24 protein-coding genes are annotated in these 21,252 nt (G+C 66.5%); 14 read left to right on the forward strand and 10 right to left on the reverse strand.

The window, feature by feature from the left end; translation table 11 throughout:
- The first annotated feature begins 58 nt into the window (after positions 1 to 58).
- Entirely contained in the window at positions 59 to 340 is a 282-nt protein-coding gene (locus V5G24_RS21235) for an FmdB family zinc ribbon protein (protein WP_394083528.1), read from the forward strand.
- Between the two features lie 8 nt (positions 341 to 348).
- Positions 349 to 1,389, forward strand: a complete 1,041-nt coding sequence (gene cobD, locus V5G24_RS21240; protein WP_394083526.1) for a threonine-phosphate decarboxylase CobD — start codon at positions 349 to 351, stop codon at positions 1,387 to 1,389.
- A gap of 87 nt (positions 1,390 to 1,476) precedes the next feature.
- Here cobD and V5G24_RS21245 read toward each other — a convergent pair whose 3' ends face one another.
- The gene (locus tag V5G24_RS21245) at positions 1,477 to 2,619 is read right to left on the reverse strand and encodes a uroporphyrinogen decarboxylase family protein (RefSeq protein WP_394083524.1); all 1,143 of its coding nucleotides are present in this window, start codon (positions 2,617 to 2,619) and stop codon (positions 1,477 to 1,479) included.
- Positions 2,616 to 3,548, reverse strand: a complete 933-nt coding sequence (locus tag V5G24_RS21250) for a tetrahydromethanopterin S-methyltransferase subunit H family protein (protein WP_394083522.1) — start codon at positions 3,546 to 3,548, stop codon at positions 2,616 to 2,618. Before V5G24_RS21250 ends, V5G24_RS21245 begins: the two co-directional genes overlap by 4 nt.
- Before the next feature lie 333 nt (positions 3,549 to 3,881).
- Between V5G24_RS21250 and purU the strand changes: the two genes are divergently transcribed.
- The 4 genes from purU (at position 3,882) to hydA (ending at position 7,464) form a co-directional block, all read left to right on the forward strand.
- Positions 3,882 to 4,745: a formyltetrahydrofolate deformylase gene (gene purU, locus V5G24_RS21255; protein ID WP_394083520.1), complete on the forward strand. Its 864-nt coding sequence runs from the start codon at positions 3,882 to 3,884 to the stop codon at positions 4,743 to 4,745.
- 33 nt (positions 4,746 to 4,778) lie between these two features.
- The gene (locus V5G24_RS21260; RefSeq protein WP_394083518.1) at positions 4,779 to 5,675 is read left to right on the forward strand and encodes a bifunctional 5,10-methylenetetrahydrofolate dehydrogenase/5,10-methenyltetrahydrofolate cyclohydrolase; all 897 of its coding nucleotides are present in this window, start codon (positions 4,779 to 4,781) and stop codon (positions 5,673 to 5,675) included.
- 18 nt (positions 5,676 to 5,693) lie between these two features.
- Positions 5,694 to 5,966, forward strand: a complete 273-nt coding sequence (locus V5G24_RS21265; RefSeq protein ID WP_394083516.1) for a hypothetical protein — start codon at positions 5,694 to 5,696, stop codon at positions 5,964 to 5,966.
- Positions 5,967 to 6,048: 82 nt separating this feature from the next.
- A complete protein-coding gene (gene hydA / locus V5G24_RS21270; protein WP_394083514.1) occupies positions 6,049 to 7,464 on the forward strand; it encodes a dihydropyrimidinase in 1,416 nt (471 codons plus the stop codon).
- A gap of 56 nt (positions 7,465 to 7,520) precedes the next feature.
- Here the strand turns inward: hydA and V5G24_RS21275 are convergent, their stop codons facing one another.
- The gene (locus V5G24_RS21275; protein WP_509292266.1) at positions 7,521 to 8,462 is read right to left on the reverse strand and encodes an FCD domain-containing protein; all 942 of its coding nucleotides are present in this window, start codon (positions 8,460 to 8,462) and stop codon (positions 7,521 to 7,523) included.
- On the opposite strand from V5G24_RS21275, the gene V5G24_RS21280 reads away from it, so the two are divergent.
- The 8 genes from V5G24_RS21280 to V5G24_RS21315 all read left to right on the forward strand — a co-directional run bounded on the left by V5G24_RS21280 (position 8,461) and on the right by V5G24_RS21315 (position 15,802).
- Positions 8,461 to 9,468 (forward strand): ABC transporter substrate-binding protein, encoded by a 1,008-nt coding sequence (locus tag V5G24_RS21280; protein ID WP_394083510.1) that lies wholly within the window; start codon positions 8,461 to 8,463, stop codon positions 9,466 to 9,468. The genes V5G24_RS21275 and V5G24_RS21280 overlap by 2 nt on opposite strands.
- 10 nt (positions 9,469 to 9,478) lie before the next feature.
- Positions 9,479 to 10,291: an ABC transporter permease gene (locus tag V5G24_RS21285; RefSeq protein WP_394083508.1), complete on the forward strand. Its 813-nt coding sequence runs from the start codon at positions 9,479 to 9,481 to the stop codon at positions 10,289 to 10,291.
- Between the two features lie 2 nt (positions 10,292 to 10,293).
- Positions 10,294 to 11,088: an ABC transporter ATP-binding protein gene (locus V5G24_RS21290; RefSeq protein WP_394083506.1), complete on the forward strand. Its 795-nt coding sequence runs from the start codon at positions 10,294 to 10,296 to the stop codon at positions 11,086 to 11,088.
- Positions 11,085 to 11,813 (forward strand): maleate cis-trans isomerase family protein, encoded by a 729-nt coding sequence (locus V5G24_RS21295; protein ID WP_394083504.1) that lies wholly within the window; start codon positions 11,085 to 11,087, stop codon positions 11,811 to 11,813. The genes V5G24_RS21290 and V5G24_RS21295 overlap by 4 nt, the downstream gene beginning before the upstream one ends.
- Before the next feature lie 5 nt (positions 11,814 to 11,818).
- Positions 11,819 to 12,823 (forward strand): NAD-dependent epimerase/dehydratase family protein, encoded by a 1,005-nt coding sequence (locus tag V5G24_RS21300; RefSeq protein ID WP_394083502.1) that lies wholly within the window; start codon positions 11,819 to 11,821, stop codon positions 12,821 to 12,823.
- Entirely contained in the window at positions 12,820 to 13,653 is an 834-nt protein-coding gene (locus V5G24_RS21305) for an SDR family NAD(P)-dependent oxidoreductase (protein ID WP_394083500.1), read from the forward strand. The genes V5G24_RS21300 and V5G24_RS21305 overlap by 4 nt, the downstream gene beginning before the upstream one ends.
- 272 nt (positions 13,654 to 13,925) lie before the next feature.
- A complete protein-coding gene (locus V5G24_RS21310) occupies positions 13,926 to 14,603 on the forward strand; it encodes an FCD domain-containing protein (protein WP_394083498.1) in 678 nt (225 codons plus the stop codon).
- A 134-nt stretch (positions 14,604 to 14,737) separates the two neighbouring features.
- Positions 14,738 to 15,802 carry an AbrB family protein gene (locus V5G24_RS21315; protein WP_394083496.1) on the forward strand — a complete coding sequence of 355 codons (1,065 nt, stop codon included), beginning with the start codon at positions 14,738 to 14,740 and terminating at the stop codon, positions 15,800 to 15,802.
- 10 nt (positions 15,803 to 15,812) lie between these two features.
- On the opposite strand, the gene hpxZ is transcribed toward V5G24_RS21315, so the two are convergent.
- From hpxZ to V5G24_RS21350, 7 genes are all read right to left on the reverse strand, one after another.
- The gene (hpxZ, locus tag V5G24_RS21320; protein ID WP_394083494.1) at positions 15,813 to 16,199 is read right to left on the reverse strand and encodes an oxalurate catabolism protein HpxZ; all 387 of its coding nucleotides are present in this window, start codon (positions 16,197 to 16,199) and stop codon (positions 15,813 to 15,815) included.
- Positions 16,200 to 16,228: 29 nt separating this feature from the next.
- Complete coding sequence (locus tag V5G24_RS21325) at positions 16,229 to 17,134, reverse strand: polysaccharide deacetylase family protein (protein WP_394083492.1); 906 nt, start codon at positions 17,132 to 17,134, stop codon at positions 16,229 to 16,231.
- 69 nt (positions 17,135 to 17,203) lie between these two features.
- Positions 17,204 to 17,893, reverse strand: coding sequence for a cyclase family protein (locus V5G24_RS21330; protein WP_394083490.1), 690 nt, complete (start codon positions 17,891 to 17,893; stop codon positions 17,204 to 17,206).
- 42 nt (positions 17,894 to 17,935) lie between these two features.
- A complete protein-coding gene (locus tag V5G24_RS21335) occupies positions 17,936 to 18,877 on the reverse strand; it encodes a branched-chain amino acid ABC transporter permease (RefSeq protein ID WP_394083488.1) in 942 nt (313 codons plus the stop codon).
- Between the two features lie 12 nt (positions 18,878 to 18,889).
- On the reverse strand, positions 18,890 to 19,762 hold the full coding sequence (locus V5G24_RS21340; RefSeq protein ID WP_394083486.1) for a branched-chain amino acid ABC transporter permease: 873 nt from the start codon (positions 19,760 to 19,762) through the stop codon (positions 18,890 to 18,892).
- Between the two features lie 12 nt (positions 19,763 to 19,774).
- A complete protein-coding gene (locus V5G24_RS21345) occupies positions 19,775 to 20,497 on the reverse strand; it encodes an ABC transporter ATP-binding protein (RefSeq protein WP_394083484.1) in 723 nt (240 codons plus the stop codon).
- The gene (locus V5G24_RS21350; protein WP_394083482.1) at positions 20,494 to 21,249 is read right to left on the reverse strand and encodes an ABC transporter ATP-binding protein; all 756 of its coding nucleotides are present in this window, start codon (positions 21,247 to 21,249) and stop codon (positions 20,494 to 20,496) included. The genes V5G24_RS21345 and V5G24_RS21350 overlap by 4 nt, the downstream gene beginning before the upstream one ends.
- Positions 21,250 to 21,252 lie beyond the last annotated feature (3 nt).

Here is a 21,252-nt window from a genome sequence, read left to right on the forward strand (position 1 = left end):
AGCAGCGGCGGGGATGCCACCGTACCCCATCCTCGCCTGCCGAGGGAGATGACGCGCCATGCCCTCTTATAGTTTCCAGTGCCGCGACTGCGACGCCGAGCGGCAGGTGATGGTCGACCATGCGCGCTCGCGCACGCTTGAGCTCATCTGCGTCACCTGCGGCGGCACGATGCGTGTCGCACCGGTGCTGTCCCTGCGCCTCGGCAATTTCGCCGCAACGCCCGTCGAGCCCGGCGCAGCCACGGCCCGGCGCGCGTGCGAGCACGATTATGCCTGTCGCTGCAAGGCGATTCGACTTACAAAGCCCAATCCGCTCATTGTCCGATCTCCCACCGAATAGCCAAGGCCGTGCCGATCGAAGCCGCCGCCCGCCGGGACACTGCCTTCTTTCCGGAAATCACCCATGGGGGCGACCTTGCGGCCGCGCGGCTGCGCTTCCCGGATGCGCCGGAGCCGTGGGTCGATCTGTCCACGGGCATAAATCCGCGGCCCTATCCGCTGGCCGCAGTGGAACTGCCGTCCACCGCCTGGACGCGTCTGCCCGAGCCGGCGCAGAACGCCAGGCTTCACGCGGTCGCCGCCGGTGCCTACGGGCTCGCAGACGCCGGTTGCATCGTCGCGGCGAGCGGGACGCAGCCGCTTCTGCGCATCCTGCCGCATATCCTCCCGGCGCGAAGGGTCGCCATTCTCGGCTTCGGCTACCAGGAGCATCCCGCCTGCTGGCGCGCGGCGGGCGCCGATGTCCGCATCGTCGAGACGGTCAAGGAACTCCACGCGCCCGACATCGACGTGGCGGTGGTGATCAACCCGAACAATCCGGACGGCCGGTTGACCCCGGCCGGCGTGCTCGCCGAGCTGGCCGGTCGGCTCGCGGCACGCGGAGGACGGCTGGTGGTGGACGAGGCGTTCATGGAGGTGGTCCGCCCCTCGCAGAGCCTGGTGCCGAGCCTGCCGCAAGGCGCCATCGTCCTGCGCTCCTTCGGCAAGGCCTATGGGCTGGCGGGGGTGCGCCTGAGCTTTGCCATCGCCGATGCGCCGACGATCGAGGAATTGCGCCACCGGCTTGGCCCTTGGCCCGTGTCGGGTCCGGCGCTGGCGGTCGGGACGCAGGCGCTCGCGGATCGCCAGTGGCTTGACGAGGCCGTGGCGCGGCTGGAGGAGGACGCCGCACGGCTCGACCGCTATCTGGCGGGCGCCGGACTTCAGGTGCGGGGCGGCACACCGCTGTTCCGACTGGCCGTCACGCCGCAAGCGGCAATGTGGGTCGAGCGGCTCGGTCGAGCGGGGATCCACGTGCGCGCCTTCACCCAACATCCGGAATGGCTGCGCTTCGGCCTGCCCGGGCCGGCGGAGGAGTGGGGCCGGCTCGAAAGGGCGCTGGCGCGGTAGTGGATCAGCCGCAACGGATGGTATCCATCCGTTTCGACAAGTTGATCCACCAGATCAAAGAGTTGTGGTTCGCCGCGCGCCTGACGGTCAGAGAGCCGGAAGGGCGGCGGCGTCCGTCGCCGCGTCGATCGCACCCATGACATCGCCGGCCAGCAGGCGGGAAAGGTCCAGCGCGTCGAGGAACGCCGTGGCCGCACGAATGTCGCCCACGCGACATTCGGCGGGCAGGTTGTCGCGCGGGGCGGCGATCATCGGCCAGCCGGCGCGGATGTCGTCGAGCACCCGCACGAGCCCGGAGCGATCGTCCTCGCGCAGGGCGCGTGCGATGGCCGGGAAATCCAGCAGGCCGTGGAACACCACGTCCGGCCCCGCCGCCGCGCGGACCGCGGCAATGCCCATGCCGGCCGCCGTCGGATCGAAATTGAGGACCCGCACGCCCAGCATGAGGATGTGGTGGAGGATCGGCGCGATCGCCCCGCAGGAATGGAATAGCAGGGGCGCACGGGTGTGCGAGCGGATCACCGAGAAGATGCGCGCCATGCGCGGGCGCAGCAGGACGGCGAACCGCTCCTCGGACAGATAGAGCCCGGTCCGGTAGGCGAGGTCGTCGCCATAGACCACGAGGTCGGGCGCGCCGGGGAGCGCCCCGAGCATCGTGCGATAGTCCTGCGCGATCAAATCGGCGGCGCGGTCGAGCAGAGCGTTCGCCGCCGGCAGGCGATGCGCGGTGTCGTCGAGCAGTTCGTAATAGCCGCGCAAGCGGAAGGCGGTGTCGATCAGGCCGGCCGAGGGCACGTCCGTCACCACGACGGCGGCGCGCCCCGCATCCGCCAGCGCGCCGGCGCCGGCAAGCGCAGGCAGTGGCGCCCGCGCGGCGCGCGAGATCGCGCCAATGTCCGCCTCGGCTAGCGGATGGTGCAGCGGCGCCGGCTCCCCCTCGGCCCAGATCCAGGTCACGCCGTCGCGATCGATGAAGCTGTCCTCGCCGACCTCGATGGCGGCGCCGGGAAAGGCCGGCCCGCAACGGCGTGTCTGACTGCCGAGCGCGCCCAGCTCCGCGTCGGTGAGGACCGGCAGATGCATGACCGGATCGCCATAGGTCCGGCCCTCGCCCGAGCACGGGCGCGCGCGCGGGCGCTGCGCCGTCAGGGTCGAGGTGCCGACATCCACCAGCAACCGGTCGAGCGGCCGTCCGGCCAGCAGGGCGGCCAGCCGCTCCCGTGGGGTCATTCGGCCGCCGCCGCCGGCGCCGCGCTCGGCGGCGCAAGCTTGAACATGGACAGCAACGGGTGCGGCTTCGGCAGCTTCTGCCCGTCGAGTTCCTGGGCGGCAAAGCCGAGGAAGACTTCCCCGCTCGCCACGGCGTGCGCCGCCGGCACGGTGCGCTCGATCAGGCCGTAATGCAGGAAGTCGCCGCCATGGAAGCGGATGGAGAGCAGGCTGGCCCCGAGCGACAGATTGACGAAATCCTTGCCCAATGCCTTGAGCCCGGTCCATTGCGGAAAGCAGTTCGACACGGCACCGCCGGCGGGATAGCCGAAGGTTTCCCGCACCAGCTTGATGGCGCGGTTGGTGATGCCGATCGAGGGAGGGTCCATCACCCCGCAGTCGACGATGGGGGCCTCGACGCCGATCTCGTCGAGCCAGGGCCGGAAGGTTTTTTCGATCATGTTCACCGTGCCTTCCGGCGTCGGATCGCCGACGTCATAGGCAAGGATCATGACCGCGCCGGGACGGTACCTCTTCAGGGCATCGAGCTCGAACGGCTCGGTATCCTCGTTGAGCGAGGCGAAGATGCAGCGGTCGAGGCAGCCGATCTCGGCGGCGGTCTTCAGGCCCTGAACCCGCGCCTCGCCCTCGGTGGCATTGATCATCATCGGCAGGTCGGTGCGGGCGGCGACGAAGCGCAGGAACTTGTCCATCGCCTGCTCCGAGGCGGCGATGACGTCGAACGCCATCTGCATGCCATAGGCCCGATGCGTGTCGTTCACGCGCTGGATGAGGCGGGCGGCGCGCGCCTCGTCGAATGTGCCGGCGAAGGCATCGGTGACGATGGAATGCTTGTCGTAGAAGATCGAGCCGACCAGCATTCCGGTGCGTCCCCCGAGCGGGCCGCCGATCGTCACCTTTCCCAGACTGATTTCGTGGAAATCGGCCATCTGTTCCTCCTGCGCGCCTGCCACGCTCCCGATCCTCGATGCGCCCGATGCCGGGCGATCGGGCCCGGTGATCGAAGCCAGTTAGGTCGGCGGGGAGCGTTGCGTTTTCCGTCCCATGACCGGACTGCTCGTCCGGATATTATGACGTTCACGTTAGATTATTCGTCGCACCCGTCAACTGGCGCGTCGATGAAGCCCATTACATTTGCTTGAGAGAAGGCACTCTATGGCGAGAGATTGGACGGCCTTGACAAAGCTGGCAATCACAAATCATACGTTAACGTCATAAAATGAATGGCGCCACGCGATGGATGCCCGCCTGGAGGACGCCCCTTGGAGAAGCCTGCCTACGTGCTGAAACTGGCCTGCCCGGATCGCCCGGGCATCGTCGCCGCCGTCTCCCATTTTCTTCTGCTGTCGCATGCGAACATCATGGAGGCGCAGCAGTTCGAGGATCGGCTGGCGCAGCGCTTCTACATGCGCGTCGTTTTCGCCGGAGCCGATCGCGACATCGTCCTCGCAGAGCTTCGCACAACCTTCCGGCCGGTGGCCGGCGAATTCGGCATGGAGTGGAGCCTGACCGGCCAGGGCACCCCCAGGAAAGTGATGATCCTGGTCTCCAAGTTCGACCATTGCCTGGTCGATCTTCTCTACCGCATGCGCATCGGCGAACTGCCGATAGAGGTGACCGCCGTCGCCAGCAATCACGGCCCCGAGCACTTTCGCCACATCGATTTCGGCGATCTCGCCTTCCATCATTTCCCGGTGACGAAGGACACGAAGCCAGAGCAGGAGGCCCGCATCCTCCGCCTCGTCGAGGACACCGGGACGGAGCTCGTCGTCCTAGCCCGCTACATGCAGGTGCTCTCGCGCGCGCTGTCGGCCAGCCTGGCGCGGCGCTGCATCAACATCCATCATTCCTTCCTGCCGGGCTTCAAAGGCGCCAAACCCTATCATCAGGCCCATGAGCGCGGCGTGAAGCTCATCGGCGCAACCGCCCACTACGTCACCGACGATCTCGACGAGGGGCCGATCATCGAGCAGGACGTCGAGCGCATCAGCCACTTCGACTCGCCTGAAAATCTCGTTCGCAAAGGGCGCGACATCGAACGACGCGTGCTGGCGCGCGCGGTTCGCTACCACGTCACCGACCGCGTGCTGCTCAACGGGCACCGGACCGTGGTCTTCCCCGATTGATCCCACCCGCCGGACGGCACGAGGGCTAAAGACATGACCACCAGGATCATCGACGGGCGTGCGGAAGCAACGCGTCTCGTGGAAAAGGTGAAGGAACAGGCGTCGGCTTTCACCCGGCGTGTCGGGCGGAAGCCGGGGCTGGCCGTCGTTCTGATCGGCGAGGATCCGGCCAGCGCGGTCTATGTCGGGGCGAAAACCCGCCGCGCGGCCGAGGCGGGACTGGCCTCCTTCAAGCACCCGTTGCCGGCCTCGATTACCGAGGCCGCCGTGCTGCGGCTGCTGGACCAGCTCAATGAAGACCCCGAGGTGGACGGCATCCTCGTTCAACTGCCGCTGCCGCCGCATATCTCGACGGCGCGGGTGCTGGACCGCATCCATCCGGCCAAGGATGTCGATGGCTTCCACCCCCTCAATGCCGGCCTGCTGGCCACCGGCCAGTCGACCGGACTGGTGCCGTGCACGCCGCTGGGCTGCCTGCGGCTGATCGAGACGGTGCGCCCGGACCTGACCGGGCTCGATGCCGTGGTGATCGGCCGATCGACCATCGTCGGGCGCCCCGCAGCGCAGGTCCTGCTGAACGCCGGTTGCTCGGTGACCATCGTCCACAGGGACAGCCGCGACATACCCGGTCACTGCCGCGCGGCGGACATATTGCTCGTCGCCGTCGGCCGTGCCGGCCTGGTGCGCCGCGATTGGGTGAAGCCGGGGGCGATCGTCATCGATGTCGGCATCAACCGCGTGGCGACCGCGACCGGTTCCGTGATCGTCGGCGATGTGGCGTTCGACGAAGTGGCGCCGGTGGCCGGCGCGATCACGCCCGTTCCCGGCGGGGTGGGGCCGATGACCGTCGCGGCACTGATGGAGAACACCGTACGCTGCGCCGAGGCGCTCGCGGGTCCCGCGGAGATTTCCGCGGCGCTCTCCGCCTGACATGGCAAGGCAGCCATCATGCATGTCGACGCCGGATTTTCCGCGCTGAGCGATCCGCAGGTCGCCGCGTGCGCGCGAACCAGCGCGCCGGATATCTCGATCCTGCTGGAGCACCTTGCGCATCCGCATCCAAAGGCGATCGACTCTTCGCTGGAGCGCATGGACCGGCTGCTCGCCGATCTCGGGCGACCTTCGAGCCCGACGGCGCGGACGCCCGTCCGGGGCGAGGCGCGGGCGCGTGATGTGGTCCTGATCTTGCTTAGGTGCGGGAGATGGCGCGCCGGAGGTTGAAGGCGGCCATCCGCGCGCAGGGCACGCCTGCGCGCCCTGGATGCCCACACGAAAGTCCTCATAAGCAAGGAGGCCCTCTCCCATGGCGCAGTTCGACACCGTCATACGCGGCGGCACGGTGATCACGGCGGGCGACCGCATCGCATGCGACGTCGCCATCAGCGGCGGGCGCGTGGTCGCGCTCGGCCAGGGATTCGCGGACGCGGCCGAAATCATCGATGCCACCGGCAAATGGGTGCTGCCCGGCGGGGTCGATGCCCATGTGCATTTTTCCCAGCCCTCGGGCGAGGGAATCGTGATGGCGGATGATTTCGAGACCGGCACAAGATCCGCCGCGCTCGGCGGCACCACCACCGTCATGCCCTTCTGCCTGCAGGAGAAAGGCCAATCCCTGCGGGCCGCGCTGAGCGCCTATCATGCCAAGGCGGACGGCGCCTGCCATGTGGACGTTTCGTTCCACCTCATCATATCGGACCCTACCGACCAGGTGCTGGGCCAGGAACTGCCGGCCCTGGTTGAGGACGGCTACACCTCGTTCAAGATCTTCATGACCTATGAGGGGCTGGCGCTGAACGACCGCGAGATCCTCGACGTCATGGCGGTGGCGCGCGCGACTGGCGCGCTGGTGATGGTGCACGCCGAGAATTACGACGCCATCCGTTTCATGACCGAGCAATTGGAGAAGGCGGGGCGGACCGCGCCGCGCTTCCACGCCACCTCGCGGCCGATCGCGGTGGAGCGCGAGGCCACCCACCGCGCTATCTCGCTGGCGGAACTGGTCGATGTGCCGGTGATGATCGTCCACGTGTCCAACCGGGAATCCATGGAGCAGATCCGCTGGGCGCAGCAGAAGGGGCTGACCGTGCTGGGCGAGACCTGCCCCCAATATCTGGTGCTCACCGAACGGGATCTCGACGGGCTCGGCATGGAGGGGGCGAAATATGTCTGCTCGCCGCCGCCGCGTGACGTGGCGAGCCAGGAAGCATGCTGGGAGGGGTTGCGCACGGGCGTGTTCAACATCTTTTCCTCGGACCATTGCGCCTTCCGCTACGATGATCCGCAGGGCAAGCTCACCCCCAAGGGCCGCACCAGTTTCCGCTGGGTGCCCAACGGCATACCCGGCGTCGGCGCGCGCCTGCCGATCCTGTTCTCGGAGGGCGTGATGACCGGGCGGATCGATATCGAGCGGTTCGTCGCGCTCACCGCCGCAAATCCCGCCAAGACCTATGGCCTCTATCCCCGCAAGGGCACCATCGCGGTCGGATCCGATGCGGACATCGCCATCTGGGACCCGGCGCGGAAGCTGACGCTCACCCACGATCTGGTGCGGGATGGCGCCGATTACACGCCCTATGAGGGCCGGCAGATCACCGGCTGGCCTGTGCTCACCATGGTGCGCGGCCGCACCGTCGTGCGCGAGGGCGAATTGGTGGGGGAGAAGGGGCATGGGCTCCACCTCGCCCGCGCGCGCTCGCCCTATGCGAAGGCGCCGGCCTGAGGGCCGGAAGCCGCGCAGCCCGTTCAGGTGGCATCGCCATCTGAACGGAAAGTGCTCTAAGCTTGCTGTTTCGCCAGCAGATCCAGGGCCGCGAGCACCGCCTTGCGCGTGCGGCGGGTGTGATCGGCGATGGCGGCGGCGAAACGCTCCGCATCGCGGCTGCGCAGAAGCGTCATGAAGCCCTCGTGCTCCTGGAGCGACTCGTCCCACCGGCCGGCCTCGTAATTGGCCTGGGCGCGGGCGCGGTAGATCTTTGCCGCGAGCGCGGTCCAGGTGGCCAACAGCACCGGATTGCCGGCGAGGCGGGCGATCTCGGCATGGATCTGCTGGTTCTGCCGAAAGTATTCCGCGCGTGCGCCGGCGTGGTGATGCGCCACGAGCCGTGCATGCATCGCGTCCAGAGTAGCGATTTCCGCCGCCGTGGCCCTGGCGCAGGTGAGGCCGGCGGCCAGATGGTCGAGCGCCAGCACCACCTCGAACACCGCCGCGATATCGTCCCGGTCGAGCGGCATCACCATGGGCGTGCGGTGCGGCCGCAGCTCGATGAGACCCTCCGAAGCCAGCACCTTGAACGCTTCGCGCAGCGGCGTGCGGGAAACGCCGAAGGTCTCGCACAGCATGCGCTCGGGCAGCGGACTGCCAGGCCGCAATTCGCCGTCGAGCACCATCTCGCGCAGCCGCATCACCAATTGGTCGTGCAGGGAAGCGGTGTTCAGCGGCTGCTTGGCATCGCTCGCCGAAAGCTTCAGCCGCGACGGCTTGAAGCGGGTGCGTGCCGCAGCGCGCGGACGGGCCTTGCCGGCGCCGGGCTTTTCGAAAGGTGCCTCCGATTCTGTCATTTCTTTGCGCTTCCTGCCTACAAAATCGGCTTTAAAGCCAATCGCATTATGACTTATAACCATGATTATACGAATAAAAAACAATATTGCATACCGAATGCTTCTAGCACCCAGCGAAAGGCGATCGGCTCGAATGGTCTTCCAGAGGAGCAAGGTCATGAAGAGATTTTTGTCCCGCATCGCCCTTGCGCTGGCGCTTGCGGCCGGTGTGGTATCGGCGGCGGCAGCCCAATCCGAGCCCATTATCAAGCTCGGTTTCGCCAAGTGCGCCCATTGCACCCCGCTCACCCTCACCCCGGACTATGCCAAGGGCATCAAGCTGGATGTGATCGGCTTCAACACCGGCAATGACGTGCTCACGGCGCTGATTTCCAAGAGCATCGACGTGGCGCAGGTGACCTACCTTCATTATGCGACCGCCCTCGACAAGGGCTTCGACGTGGTCGCCATCTCCGGCCAGGTGAACGGCGGTTCGGCCTGCGTCATTCAAAACGACCTGCCGCTCGCCGCGGACGATTGGGCCGGGCTCAAGAAGCTGATCGCGGACTATAAGGCGCAGGGCAAGCCGTTCCGCATCGCGGCCTCGCGCGGCAATGCGCAAGACATCCACATGCGCGGCGCTTTCGCCAAGCAGGGCATCGACGTCAACAAGGACGTTCAGTTCATCAATATCCCCAACCCCTCCGACCATATCCAGGCGCTGCGCCGGAGCGAGGTTGAGCTGATCTGCACCACCGAGCCGTTCGCGACCCAGATCCTCCAGGCCAAGGCCGCGAAATTCTTCACCTTTCCCTATGACCAAGCGGCCGGAAAGCTGACCAATCTCATCGTCACGCGGTCCGACGTGATCGCGGCGAACCCCAAGGCGGTTGAAGAGACCGTGCGCGCCATCGTCAAGGTCGACGACAAGATCGAAGGCGACAAGCAATTGTGGGTGGATGTCATCAGCAAGGTGACCGGCCTCGACAAGGCGATCGCCGAAGGCGCCGTGGGCAATCTTTATCCCGACTATAAGATGTATCGGTCCTCGGCGGTCGCCATTGCGACGATGATGCGGGAGCTCAAATACATCAATACCGACGTCACGGCGGCGGTGGAGAAGAACATGGACTATCGCTTCCTTGAGGCGGTGACCGGCAAGCCCAAGACCGAACTCGGTTATTGAGGGCGGGTGGATGCATGCCATTCTCAGACGGGGCCGGCCGGAACGTTTCATCGTTCCGGTCCTGATCCTCGCCGGATGGGAAGCCTTTTCCCGCTCCGGCGCCCTGCCCCCGGCGCTGCTGCCGGCCCCCTCGGCGGTGGCCTGGGCCTGGCTGGACTGGATCTTCGGCATCGACGGCAACACGCAGAGCTATAGCGGCCGCTGGATTTTCGACGTGATGGCGAGCTTCTGGCGCGTCGCCGCCGGGTTCGCCATCGCCACCGCCATGGGCGTGGTGCTCGGGGTCGCCATCGGCTGGTCCCGCCTGATCGAGGTGCTGATCGAACCGACGCTCCAGACCCTGCGCCCGATCCCGCCGGTGTCTTGGATTCCGCTCGCCATCATCTGGTTCGGCATCGCCGACAAGCCGGCGATATTCCTGGTGTTCCTCGGCGCCTTCTTTCCAATTCTGCTCAACACCATCCATGGCGTGAAGACCTGCGACCGCAATCTGATCCGCGCCGGCGCCATGGTCGGCGGCGGCCAACACCAATTGCTGCGCTTCATCGTCGTGCCGGCGGCGCTGCCATCCATCTTCGCCGGCCTGCGCATTGGCGTCGGCTCGGCCTGGATGCTCACGGTCACCGCCGAAATGGTCGCGGTGAAGAGCGGGGTCGGCTACGTGCTCTGGGATTCCTATTATTTCCTGCGCTACGACATCGTCATCGCCGCCATGGCCTCGATCGGCCTGCTCGGCTTCCTGAGCGATCTCATGATTCAGGCGGTGGCCCGGCACATGCTGCGCTGGCAGCAGGGCACGACCCTCCAGGGCGTGGAGGGATGAGCATGGCCACCATCGAAATCTCCGGCGTATCCAAGGTCTTCAAGGACGCCAAGCGCAAGGCCGACGTCACCGCGCTCAGCGACGTCAGCTTCTCGGTCAAGCGCAACGAATTGCTGTGCCTGCTGGGTCCGAGCGGCTGCGGCAAGTCCACCCTGCTCAACATGATCGCCGGCTTCGACAAGCCAACGACCGGCACCGTGAAGGTGGACGGCCAGATCATCGCCGCGCCCGGGGCCGACCGGGGCGTGGTGTTCCAGCAGCCGAACCTCATGCCCTGGCTTCCGGTGTGGGAGAACGTGGCGTTCCACCTCAAGCTGCGCGGCGCCCAGAAGGCCCAGCGGCGCCACGAGGCGCAGCGCTATATCGACCTCGTGGGGCTGACCGGGTTCGAGAACCATTTCCCCGCCGAGCTCTCCGGCGGCATGAACCAGCGCGTCGGCATCGCCCGCGCGCTGCTGATGAACCCGGCCGTGATCCTGATGGATGAGCCGTTCGGCGCGCTGGACGAGCAGACCCGCATGGACATGCAGAACGAGCTGATCTCCATCTGGGAGCGCCACAAGGGCACGATCGTGTTCGTCACCCACGGCATCGACGAGGCGCTCACGCTCGGCACCCATGTGGCCGTCATGTCGGCCCGCCCGGGCCGCATCGCCGAGATCATCCCGCTCGATCTGCCGCGTCCGCGCGACATCACCAGCCCGCGCTTCAACGACGTGAAGCGCCACATCCTCGATCTGCTGCGGCCCGAGCCGGCGGCGGCGCCCTCTCTCCTCCAGACTGCGGACCCATCATGAGTGAACGCGTTCTCCTCGGCATGCTCACCCCCTCGTCCAACACGGTGCTGGAACCGGTGACGCAGGCCATGGTGGCGGGCCTGCCCGAGGTCTCTGCCCATTTCGGGCGGTTCAAGGTCACCGAGATCGCGCTCTCCGACCGGGCGCTGGCCCAGTTCGACGATGGCGAGATCCTGCGCGCCGCGGAGCTTCTGGCCCACGCCAAGGTGGAGGTGATCGCCTGGAACGGCACCTCCTCCGGCTGGCTCGGCTTCGAGGCCGACGCGCGATTGTGCGAACGCATCACCGCCGCCACCGGCATCAAGGCCACCACCTCCATGCTGGCGCTGAATGAAATCCTGGAGCGCAAGGGCGTGCGTGAACTCGGCTTCGTCACGCCCTATCTCGACGAAGTGCAGGGGCGGATCCTCACCAATTACGCGGCCCTCGGCCATGCCTGCAAAGGCGAGCGGCATCTTGGGCTGCAGGACAATTTTTCGTTCTCCACCGTCACCGGCGGCCAGATTTCCGGCATGATCCGCGAGGTGGCCGCGCAGGGGCCGCAGGCGATCACAATCATCTGCACCAATCTGCGCGCCGCCCCCTTGGTGGAAGGACTGGAACGCGAGCTCGGCATCCCGATCTACGACACCATCGCCACCGTGGTCTGGAAGAGCCTGCGCATGGCCGGCGTCGATACCAGCCGGGTGACCGGATGGGGCTCGCTGTTCCGCGACCTGGCCTGAGCCGGATGAGCGTATTCGTCACCGGCAGTTCGGGCTTCATCGGCCTCACGGTGTGCGAAGCGCTGCTGGCGCGCGGCGAAAGCGTGGTGGGCTACGATCTCGCGGCGCCGCCACCCATCGCCGATGCGCTGTTCCGGCGTCTGCCGGGCCGGTTCCAATGGATCGCCGGCGATGCGCGAGACGAGGCCGCCCTGACAGCGGCGCTCGGCGCGAGTGGCGCGAACAGATTGCTCATATTGGCGGCGGTGACCGCGGATGCGCAGCGCGAACGCAGCGCGTCCCGCGCCGTCATCGACGTGAACATGGGCGGCGTCGCCTCGGCGATGGCGGCAGCGGCCGCCACCGGCATCAGGCGCATCGTCTATCTCGGGTCCGGCTCGGCCTATGGCGCGAGCGGCCGGGACGGCGCGCCGCTGGACGAGGCGACGACATCGCTTCAGCCCGAAGGTCTCTACGGCATCAGCAAGCAGGCCGGAGAAGCGGTTGCGCTGCGGCTTGCCGATCTCTGCGGCCTCGATCTCGTGGTCGGGCGCCTCGGGACTTGTTTTGGACCGTGGGAATATGCGACCTCGGCGCGGGACACGCCGAGCGCGCCATTCCAGGTGCTGCGCCGCGCCGCGCTGGGCGAAGAGGTGATCTTGCCGCGCCCTCATCCGCGCGACTGGTTCTACGGGCGCGATGCCGCCGCCGCGATCCTCGCCCTGATGGACGCGCCGCGCCTGCCGCATGCCGTCTATAATCTTTCCGCCGGGTTCATATGGTCGCTTGCGGATTTCTGCCGCGCCCTGGCCCTGCGCCGCCCGAATTTGAGATGGCGCTTCGCCGCGCCGGACGAGGCCGGGAACGTGGACCTCTACATGCCTTACGACCGCGCGCCCATGGCCAATGCCCGGCTGCGCGCGGACACCGGATTTGCGCCGCGTCACGATCTGCCCGCCGCCCTCGACGATTATCTGGCGTGGTGGGAGGCGACCGGCGCCCCTTGGCTCACCCGCGAGACCGCGCCATGACCGCACCCACAGAAATCCCGCCTGTCGAGACGCCGCGCCTTGCGGGACGCGTCTGCATCGTCACCGGCGGCGCATCCGGCATCGGCCGCGCCATCGCCCGCCTGTTCGCCCGCCACGGGGCGCATGTGGTGATCGCCGACGTCACGCAGGACGTGATCGAGGGCGGCGTCCCCACCGCCGCGCTGATCGCGCAGGACGGCGGCAGCGGCCTGTTCCACCGCACCGATGTCTCCAGCGCCGATGAGGTGGAGGCGCTGGTGGAGGCCGCCGTCGCCCGCTTCGGCCGCCTCGACGTGATGGTGAACAACGCCTGCATCCGCCATCCGCGTCGCCTGACGGATCTGGCCGAAGAGGACTGGAACCGCATGCTCGCGGTCAATCTCACCGGCGTGTTCCTGTGCTGCCGCGCCGCCGTGCGGCAGATGCTGGCGCAGGATACGCGTGAGGATACGAACGGGCAGGACACGCACGGAGACGTGCGCGGGCGCATCGTCAACCTCTCCTCCCAGCACGGCATGATCGCGGCGCCAGAGGACCTGGCGTATGGCGTCACCAAGGCCGGCATCGCCTATCTGACCCGCCAAGTGGCGGCCGATTACGCCGAAGACGGCATCGTCTGCAATGCGGTGGCGCCGGGCAAGATCGTCACCGGCCAAGGCGGACGCTTGCAGGACCCGCAGGTTCTGGACCGCGCCCGCAGCCGCACGCCCTGGCCGCGATTCGGCGTGCCGGACGATGTCGCCCACGCGGCCCTTTATCTCGCCAGCGACGATGCCCGCTTCGTCACCGGCATCAATCTGATGGTAGACGGCGGCTGGATGGCCGCCTGAAGCGTCCGACTGGCACCCGCGGCACGGCGCTTGATCGCAGAAGATCAAGACCTCCGGCGAACATCCCAAATCCTGAAATGCACGGGGAAGGACCTCCCATGGACAAGTCTCAAGGGGTCCGTTAGACGAAGGTTGCAAACTGTCGCCAATGTTGGAAAGCCTGAATTCATGACAGGCTTATCCCTGGTGCCGCGCTGTTTCGCATGTTGCGTTTACATGGCGCCGCTTGGTACCGAGGCAGGTCACCTTTTATCGCGCGGAGCATTCGCAACATGGCCAAAACTGAGGACGCCCTGTCGGCCATCGCGCAGCGCCGCACCCAATCGCTCACGGACATCGTGCGCAAGGAGCTGGAGCGGATGATCCTGAGCGGCGAAATCCGCGCGGGGGAACGCATCAACGAGCAAACCCTCGCGACCCAGCTCGGCGTCAGCCGGGGGCCGATCCGGGAAGCGACACGAGCGCTGGAACGTGCCGGGCTGGTGACGTCCGTGGTCAACCACGGCAGCTTCGTGCGCGCCATCGAGGCGGACGAGGCGGCGGAAATCTACGATCTGCGGGCGGTGCTGTTCGGTTTCGCGTGCAGCCGGCTCGCGGCCCATATGTCGGCCGAACAGGAAGCCGTGCTGGAAGATTTGCTCGCGCAGATGGATCTTGCGGTCAAGAAGAGCAAGGCCACCTTGTACTATCAGCTGAACCTGCGCTTCCACGAGCAAGTCATGAATTTCTGCGGCCACCGCCGGCTGAAGGAAACTTACGAATCGTTGTTGAAGGAAATGCATCTCGTGCGCCAGAGATCCTTGATGTCTGCGGCGAGCATGCGCGAATCCAATGCTGAGCATGCCGCCCTGCTCGCCGCCATGGCCGCCGGAGACGTGGCGCGCGCACGCCGGCTGGGCGAGGCCCATGCCCAGGGCGGCAAACGCCGCTCGTTCGCGGCCGGCACCTGACCGTCCCTCATCCATGGTCCGCTGCCCAACCTGCCGGCCGTCGCTTGATTAGTGTATACTGTTGACAGTTTTTGATCCCACGTCGTATCGAGAAGGGAAAGGCGCCGCCTGGGACGAGGGTCGAGGTTACACGTATGGACAGGCGCAGACGCTGGATGAAGGTGGCGGCCACATTCGCTGCCGCCGCGCTCGGCGGCGCGGGCATGGCGGCGCTGGGAGCGCCACTTGCCTGGCTGCTCGGGGCCCTGCTCGTGGTTGCCGCCCTCGGCCTTCTCGGCGCGCCCATCGAGGTTCCGCCCTGGTCACGGCAAGGCGGGCAGGTGATCGCGGGGGTGGCCATCGGCCTCTATTTCACGCCGACCCTGATGGACCATCTCCTGTTCAATATCGGCTACATGCTGTTCGCTGCCGGAATCTCGATTTTCGCCGGCGGCCTGCTCTCACTGCTGCTCGCGCGCTCGGCGAAGGTCGACAATACCACCGCCTATTTCGCCAGCCTGCCCGGCGGCGTGGCCGAGATGTCGGTATTGGCGGAGCGCTTCGGCGGCGATACCGCGCTGGTCGCGCTGTCCCAATCGCTGCGCATCGTGGTGGTGGTGCTGACGATCCCCGTCTCCATCGCGTTTTTCGGCGTCCACGGCGCGGAAAGCTATCTGCCGCCTTCGCTGCCGTTTAAGCCGGTGGAAATGGTCGGCATGCTCCTCGCGGGCTTCGCCTGTGCCTATCTGCTCGGCCGGATCCGCATGGTGAACAACTGGCTGCTGGGCGGCCTCGTGGTCGGCGCGACGGTGGCGCTACTGCAACTCCCCCTGTCGGGCATTCCAACGCCGGTGGTGGATGTCAGCCAGGTCCTGATCGGCGCTGCCCTCGGCGCCCGCTTCCGGCGCCACATGATCCAGCGGCTGCGGAATTTCGTGCCGGCGGCGGTCACCAACACCTTGCTGCTGATCGCGTTCAACGTCGCCATGGCTGCCGTGATCGGATGGCATGCGGGCCTCGACCTCGCCACCATGGTGCTCGCCAATGCGCCCGGCGGTGTCGCCGAAACCAGCATCACCGCCAAGACACTGCATCTCGGCGTGGCGGAGGTGACGGCGTTTCACCTCGTGCGAATTCTCTGCATCATCCTGCTGAGTGCGCCCGCCTACCGGCTCGCCCGCTTCGCCGTGCTGCAAGTGCGCGGCAGTTCCAGCGGCTGAATGCCCTGGTTTATTCCGGCTCGTCGAGCAGGCTCACATGGGCGGCGACGATCTGCCAGCCTTCGGGAAACCGGATCCAGGTCTGCATCTGCCGCCCCACCTTGCCGGGCAGGCTGTCGCGCCGGAACAGGGTGGAGGCGGTCGCGGCATCGCGCCCATAGGTCGTGATGACCGTGCGCGAAAGCGTCCGCATGAGATTAGAGCTGGAGCGCGCGGCGCGGAACGCGCTGATCTCGGCATGACCGTAGAGGTTTTCGCCCATCCCGTAGCGGATCGTCAACGGATCGTTCCGGAACAGGGCGCCGAGCGCGTCCACGTCATTGGAGAGCACGGCGACTTCATAACTTGAAAAAGCCGCTTCGACCTCGGCCAACACATCAGGGAGATTGATCTCCATGCCCTCACCTCTTTTCAAAATCCTGCAGATCACTCGAACTCTTCGCTGCCGGGAATGATGCCCTTGGGAAGGCCGGCGACATAACGGGCGAGTTCGCCGGGCCGCGTGATCCACAATTTGTCGCGCTGCTCCAGCATGTGCGCGAACGCTTCCCGCAGGGCCCGCAACCGGAACGGCTGACCGACGATGAAGGGATGCAGCACCACGCTGCAAACCAGCGGATATTTGCGCGATTGGATCAGCATTTCATCGAACTGATCGACGATCATCTGCGCGAAGTCACGCCCGGTATGCTGTCGAAATACCATGGCGGGACTGTCGTTGAGCTCGATCGAATAGGGAATGGAGAGCAACGGCCCGGAGCGCGTGCGCATCCAGAACGGCTGGTCGTCCGCCGCCCAATCCATCACATAGCTGAAGCCCTCCTCCTTCAGGAGGTCGAGCGTGCAGGCGCTTTCCGCGATATAGGGGCCGAGCCAGCCCTTCGGAGCCGTGCCGGCATGGCGCAGAATTGCGTCGCGGCTCTCGGCGATAAGGCGGCGCTCGTCATCTTCCCACCACCCGTCCTGGCGCTCGGAATTGGTGCGCCCGTGGCCGACGAACTCGTCCCCGCGCGCCAGCAGGGCCGGGGCGATTTCCGGGCACGCATCCAAAACCGCCGCATTCACGTTGTGGGCGCAAGGCAGGCCGAATTCATTCAGCAGATCAAGAAGATACCAGAGCCCGACGCGGTTCCCATAATCGCGCCAAGCATAATTGCGCTGGTTCTGCGCCGCCCCCAGCTGGGCGCTGTCGCTGCCGAGGCCGGCGCGAAACGCGAAATGCTCGATATTGTTGCTGACCACGAGCGCGAGATTGGCGCCGTTGGGCCAAGTATAGCCGGGGCGCTGCGGCAGGGCGCTATGGGCATATCGGCCGTGCTGGGGAAGCTTCATGAGGGATTGCCTTTGTGCGGGCCGGCGCCGGCGAGGAGGCGCCGGGCGCGCCCTCGTTCGCCCACCGTGTCACTCGAAGATCGCCACCGCCCGGATGGGACTTGCGGTGCCCCCGCGGATCTTGAGCGGGAAGCCGACGAAGCGGAACCGGCCGCGCCCCACCAGCTTGTCCAGATTGGCGAGACATTCCATGTGGGTGATGCCGCGCTCGGCGCACGCCAGATGGGCCTGGAAATTCAGCTCGCCCTCCGGCGCCGGGCTCACGGCTTCCACGCCGAACATGCCGATGCCCTTGTCGGCGAGCCAATGCACGCTCTCCAGCGCGAGGCCGGGAAACTCGTGGGGATAGCCGGGTTTGCCGAGCAGGCGGTCGTTGGTCGCCATGTAGAGCAGCACGGTATCGCCGGGGCGGATTTCCTCTCCGGAGGTCGCCAGCGCCGCCTCCATCTCGGCCACCGTCACGGCGTGGCGCAGCGCGACATGCGAGAGGTCGAGACAGATGGCGGAGGTGTAGAATTTCTCCAGCGGCATCTGGTCGATCGACTGCGCCTCGGGGCGGGAATCGAAGTGAACGGGGGCATCCACATGGGTGCCCGCATGATCACTGAAGGCGATGGACAATGCCTTGGATGTAAAATCCGTATTCCCCGCCCGCTTCTTCTCGGAATGATCATACCACACCGATATCACCACCGGCGGGTGCGAGGGATGCACCTGTGTGCGATGGAAAATCTCGCGGCTCAGATCAATGAGTTCCACATGCGTCTCCTCAATTGCGTTTCGTCTCAATTGCGCGTCGTCTCAATTGCGCTTTGTCATGGCGACAGCGTCCCCGGGCAGGATCGGCGAAAGCACATCCTCCGGCCGCAGTGCGCCCTTCGGCAGGCGCGCTGGGCGCAGCGTGAAGCCGAGCATGCGGCGAGCAACCCCAAGCGGGGTCCGCGTCAGCAGCCCGTCCGGACGCCACAGCATGACGCCGACGATGATCACCCCGTAGACGATCAGCCGATATTCGTTCGCGAAGCGCAAAGCCTCCGGCAAGGCGGTCAGGACGACGGCGCCGAGGATCGGGCCGGCCAAGGTCTGCACACCGCCGAACAGCAGAAAGATCACATAATTGAGCGAGACGAAGAAGCCGAGCTGGGACGGCGTGATCACCAGCAGATAATGGGCCTGCACGGCGCCCGCCATGCCGATCAGCGCACTGCCCAGCGCGAAGGTGATGATGCGCACTTGAGCGACCGAAACCCCCATGGAGGCGGCCGCCAGCGGGTCATCGCGCACCGCCCGCGCGGCATAGCCGAGGCGCGATCCATCGAACCGCCACGCGACGTAGAATGCGATCAGTGCGACCACCACGCAGGTGAAGAGCCCGGTATGCGGCTCAAGCCCGGTGAAGCTGTTCGCCCCGCCGATATAATCCCAGTTAAACGCCAGCACAGAGAGCGCTTCGCCCGCCGCGAGCGTGGTCAGTTTCAGGATAAAATCCCGCATCCTCAGGGTCAGCAGCGCCAGGATGCAGCCGAGCGCGCCGCCCATGAACGCCCCCGCTGCGACCGCTGGCACGAACGGGACGCCGAACTTCACCGTCAGGATTCCCGAGGCATAGCCGCCGACGCCCGCGATCGCCGCCGTGGCCATGGACAGTTGCCCGGACAGGGCGGTGACATAAAGCCCGATCGTCATCGCCACGTTCAGCAAGGTGAAGATCAGGATCGGCTCGAAGAAGGCAAGATTGGGCATGATGCCTCCAGCTCAAGTGGCGTAGGAACCGAACAAGCCGTTCGGCCGCAGATAGAGCACGCCGATCAGCACGAAGAAGGCCACCGCATCGCGCAGCGATGAGGAGACATAGCCGGTCACCAGAGCCTCGAGCACGCCGAGCGCGAGACCGACCGCGATCACCGCCTCGAAATAGCGATTGCCTGCCACGAGCATGCAGATGAACGCCTTCAACCCGTACAAAAGCCCCACGAAGGCGGAGGCCGAGCCATACAGCGATCCCACCGCCACGGCGGCGAGACCGGCCATGGTCGAGGCGAGCCAGAAGGTGATCTGGCACACGCGCCGCACGTCCACGCCGAAAGCTGCGGCAACGTCGGGACGCTCGGCGATCGCCCGCGTCGCCCGTCCAATGTGGGTGCGCCGCACATACAGGCTCGCCAGCACCAGCAGCACCGCGCATAGGCCGAGGCAGAACATCTGGCGCAGGGTGAGCAGCACTGGGCCGATTTCGTAGAACCGCGCCGGCAGCAGGCGCGGATAGGGGATCGGATCGGGACCGACGATCACCGCCATGCCGTTCTGGAGGATGACGGAAACCCCCAGAGTCGCGATCAGGGTCGTCAGCACGTCCCGCCCGCGCAAGGGGGCGACCACCGTGCGCTCGATGATCGCGCCGATGGCGGTGGACCCCACCGCGCCGCCGAGCAGGGCGACCGCCAGCCCGCCGCCGGGCACGAGCCCCGCCGCCACCATGCCCGTGAACATGCCGATCATGAACACGTCGGGATGGGCAAACTGGATCACGCGCAGCACCGTGAAGGCGAGCGCGAAACCCACCGCGACGACGGCATAAGTACTGCCGATCACCAGGCCGTTGCTGAGCTGTTGCAGGAAAAGATCCATCTCGACGCCGTCCTATGCGCTGCCGCCCAGGAACACGTCCTGTACGCTTTTCTTGCCGGCGATCTCCGCCGCCGGCCCGGCTTCCACCACGCGCCCGAGCTCCAGCAGATAGGCGAAGTGGGCGACCTTCAGCGACTGGCGCGCGTTCTGTTCCACCATCAGCACCGCGATGCCCATGGTGTTGATCTCCCGCGCCAGCGCGAACACGTCCCGCACCACGATGGGGGCGAGGCCGAGCGAGGGCTCATCCATCAGGAGCAGGCGCGGACTGGACACCAGGGCGCGGGCGATGGCCACCATCTGCTGCTCGCCGCCGCTGAGGGAGCCCGCCAGTTGGTGGCGCCGCTCGGCGAGGCGGGGAAACCGCTCGAACATTTCGCCGATGCGGCGCTCGACCGCGGCTTGGTCGCGAACCTCGAACGCTCCCATGCGCAAATTATCGAGCACCGTCATGGTGTTCCACAATTGTCGCGCCTCGGGGACCCAGGCGATCCCGAGCTGGTGGATCTGGTGCGGCCGCAAGCGCAGCAGGTCGTTTTCGCCATCGAAACGGATGCTGCCGCCGCGCGGCTTCAGCAGCCCCATGATGGTCTTGATGATGGTGGTCTTGCCGGCGCCGTTCGCGCCCAGGATGACCCGCAGTTCGCCCGGCTCGATCTCCAGCGATACGCCATCGACCGCCGGGACGGAGCCGTAGGAGACGGCAAGCCCTTCGATTTTCAGGAGCGCGCTCAATCCTCCACTCCCAGATAGGCTTCGATCACCTTGGGATCGGCGCGGATCTCGGCGGGCAGGCCTTCGGCGATCTTCTGGCCGAAGCTGATCACCACGATGCGGTCGGAGGCGGACATGACGACGTTCATGTTGTGCTCGATCAGCAGCAGCGCGATGCCGCGTTCGCGCAGGCGGTCGATCATCTCGATCACCGCGTGCGCCTCCCGCGCCACCATGCCGGCGGTGGGTTCGTCGAGGATCAGCAACCGCGGCTGAAGCCCCAGCGCCCGGGCGATTTCCACCCGCCGCTGATCGCCATAGGGCAGCTCGCCGGGCATGCGGAACCGGTTCGCACCGACCCCGACCCAATCCAGCAACGCCTCCGCGCGCTCGACCATCTCCCGCCGGTCCGTGCGATCGCGTGACGTACCGGCGAGCGCGTCGAACACGCCGGACCGCCCGCTGGCCACCTGGCCGATCATCACGTTTTCCAGTGCATTCAGATGCCCGAACAGGCGAATGTTCTGGAAGGTGCGCGCGATGCCCATGGCCGCCAGCCGATGCGGCGCGGCCCCGGTGATGTCCTTGCCATCGAGCACCACCGAACCGAAGTCCGGCTTGAGCACCCCGGTGATCAGGTTGAACAAGGTGGTCTTTCCGGCGCCGTTGGGGCCGACCACGGAGACCACCTCGCCGGCCCCCACCGAGAACGTCACGTCATTGACGGCGACCAGGCCGCCGAAGCGCCGCGTAAGCTGGCTGATCTGGAGCACGGG

The sequence above is a fragment of the Roseixanthobacter finlandensis genome (genome assembly GCF_043195105.2).
GTDB lineage: Bacteria > Pseudomonadota > Alphaproteobacteria > Rhizobiales > Xanthobacteraceae > NCEH01.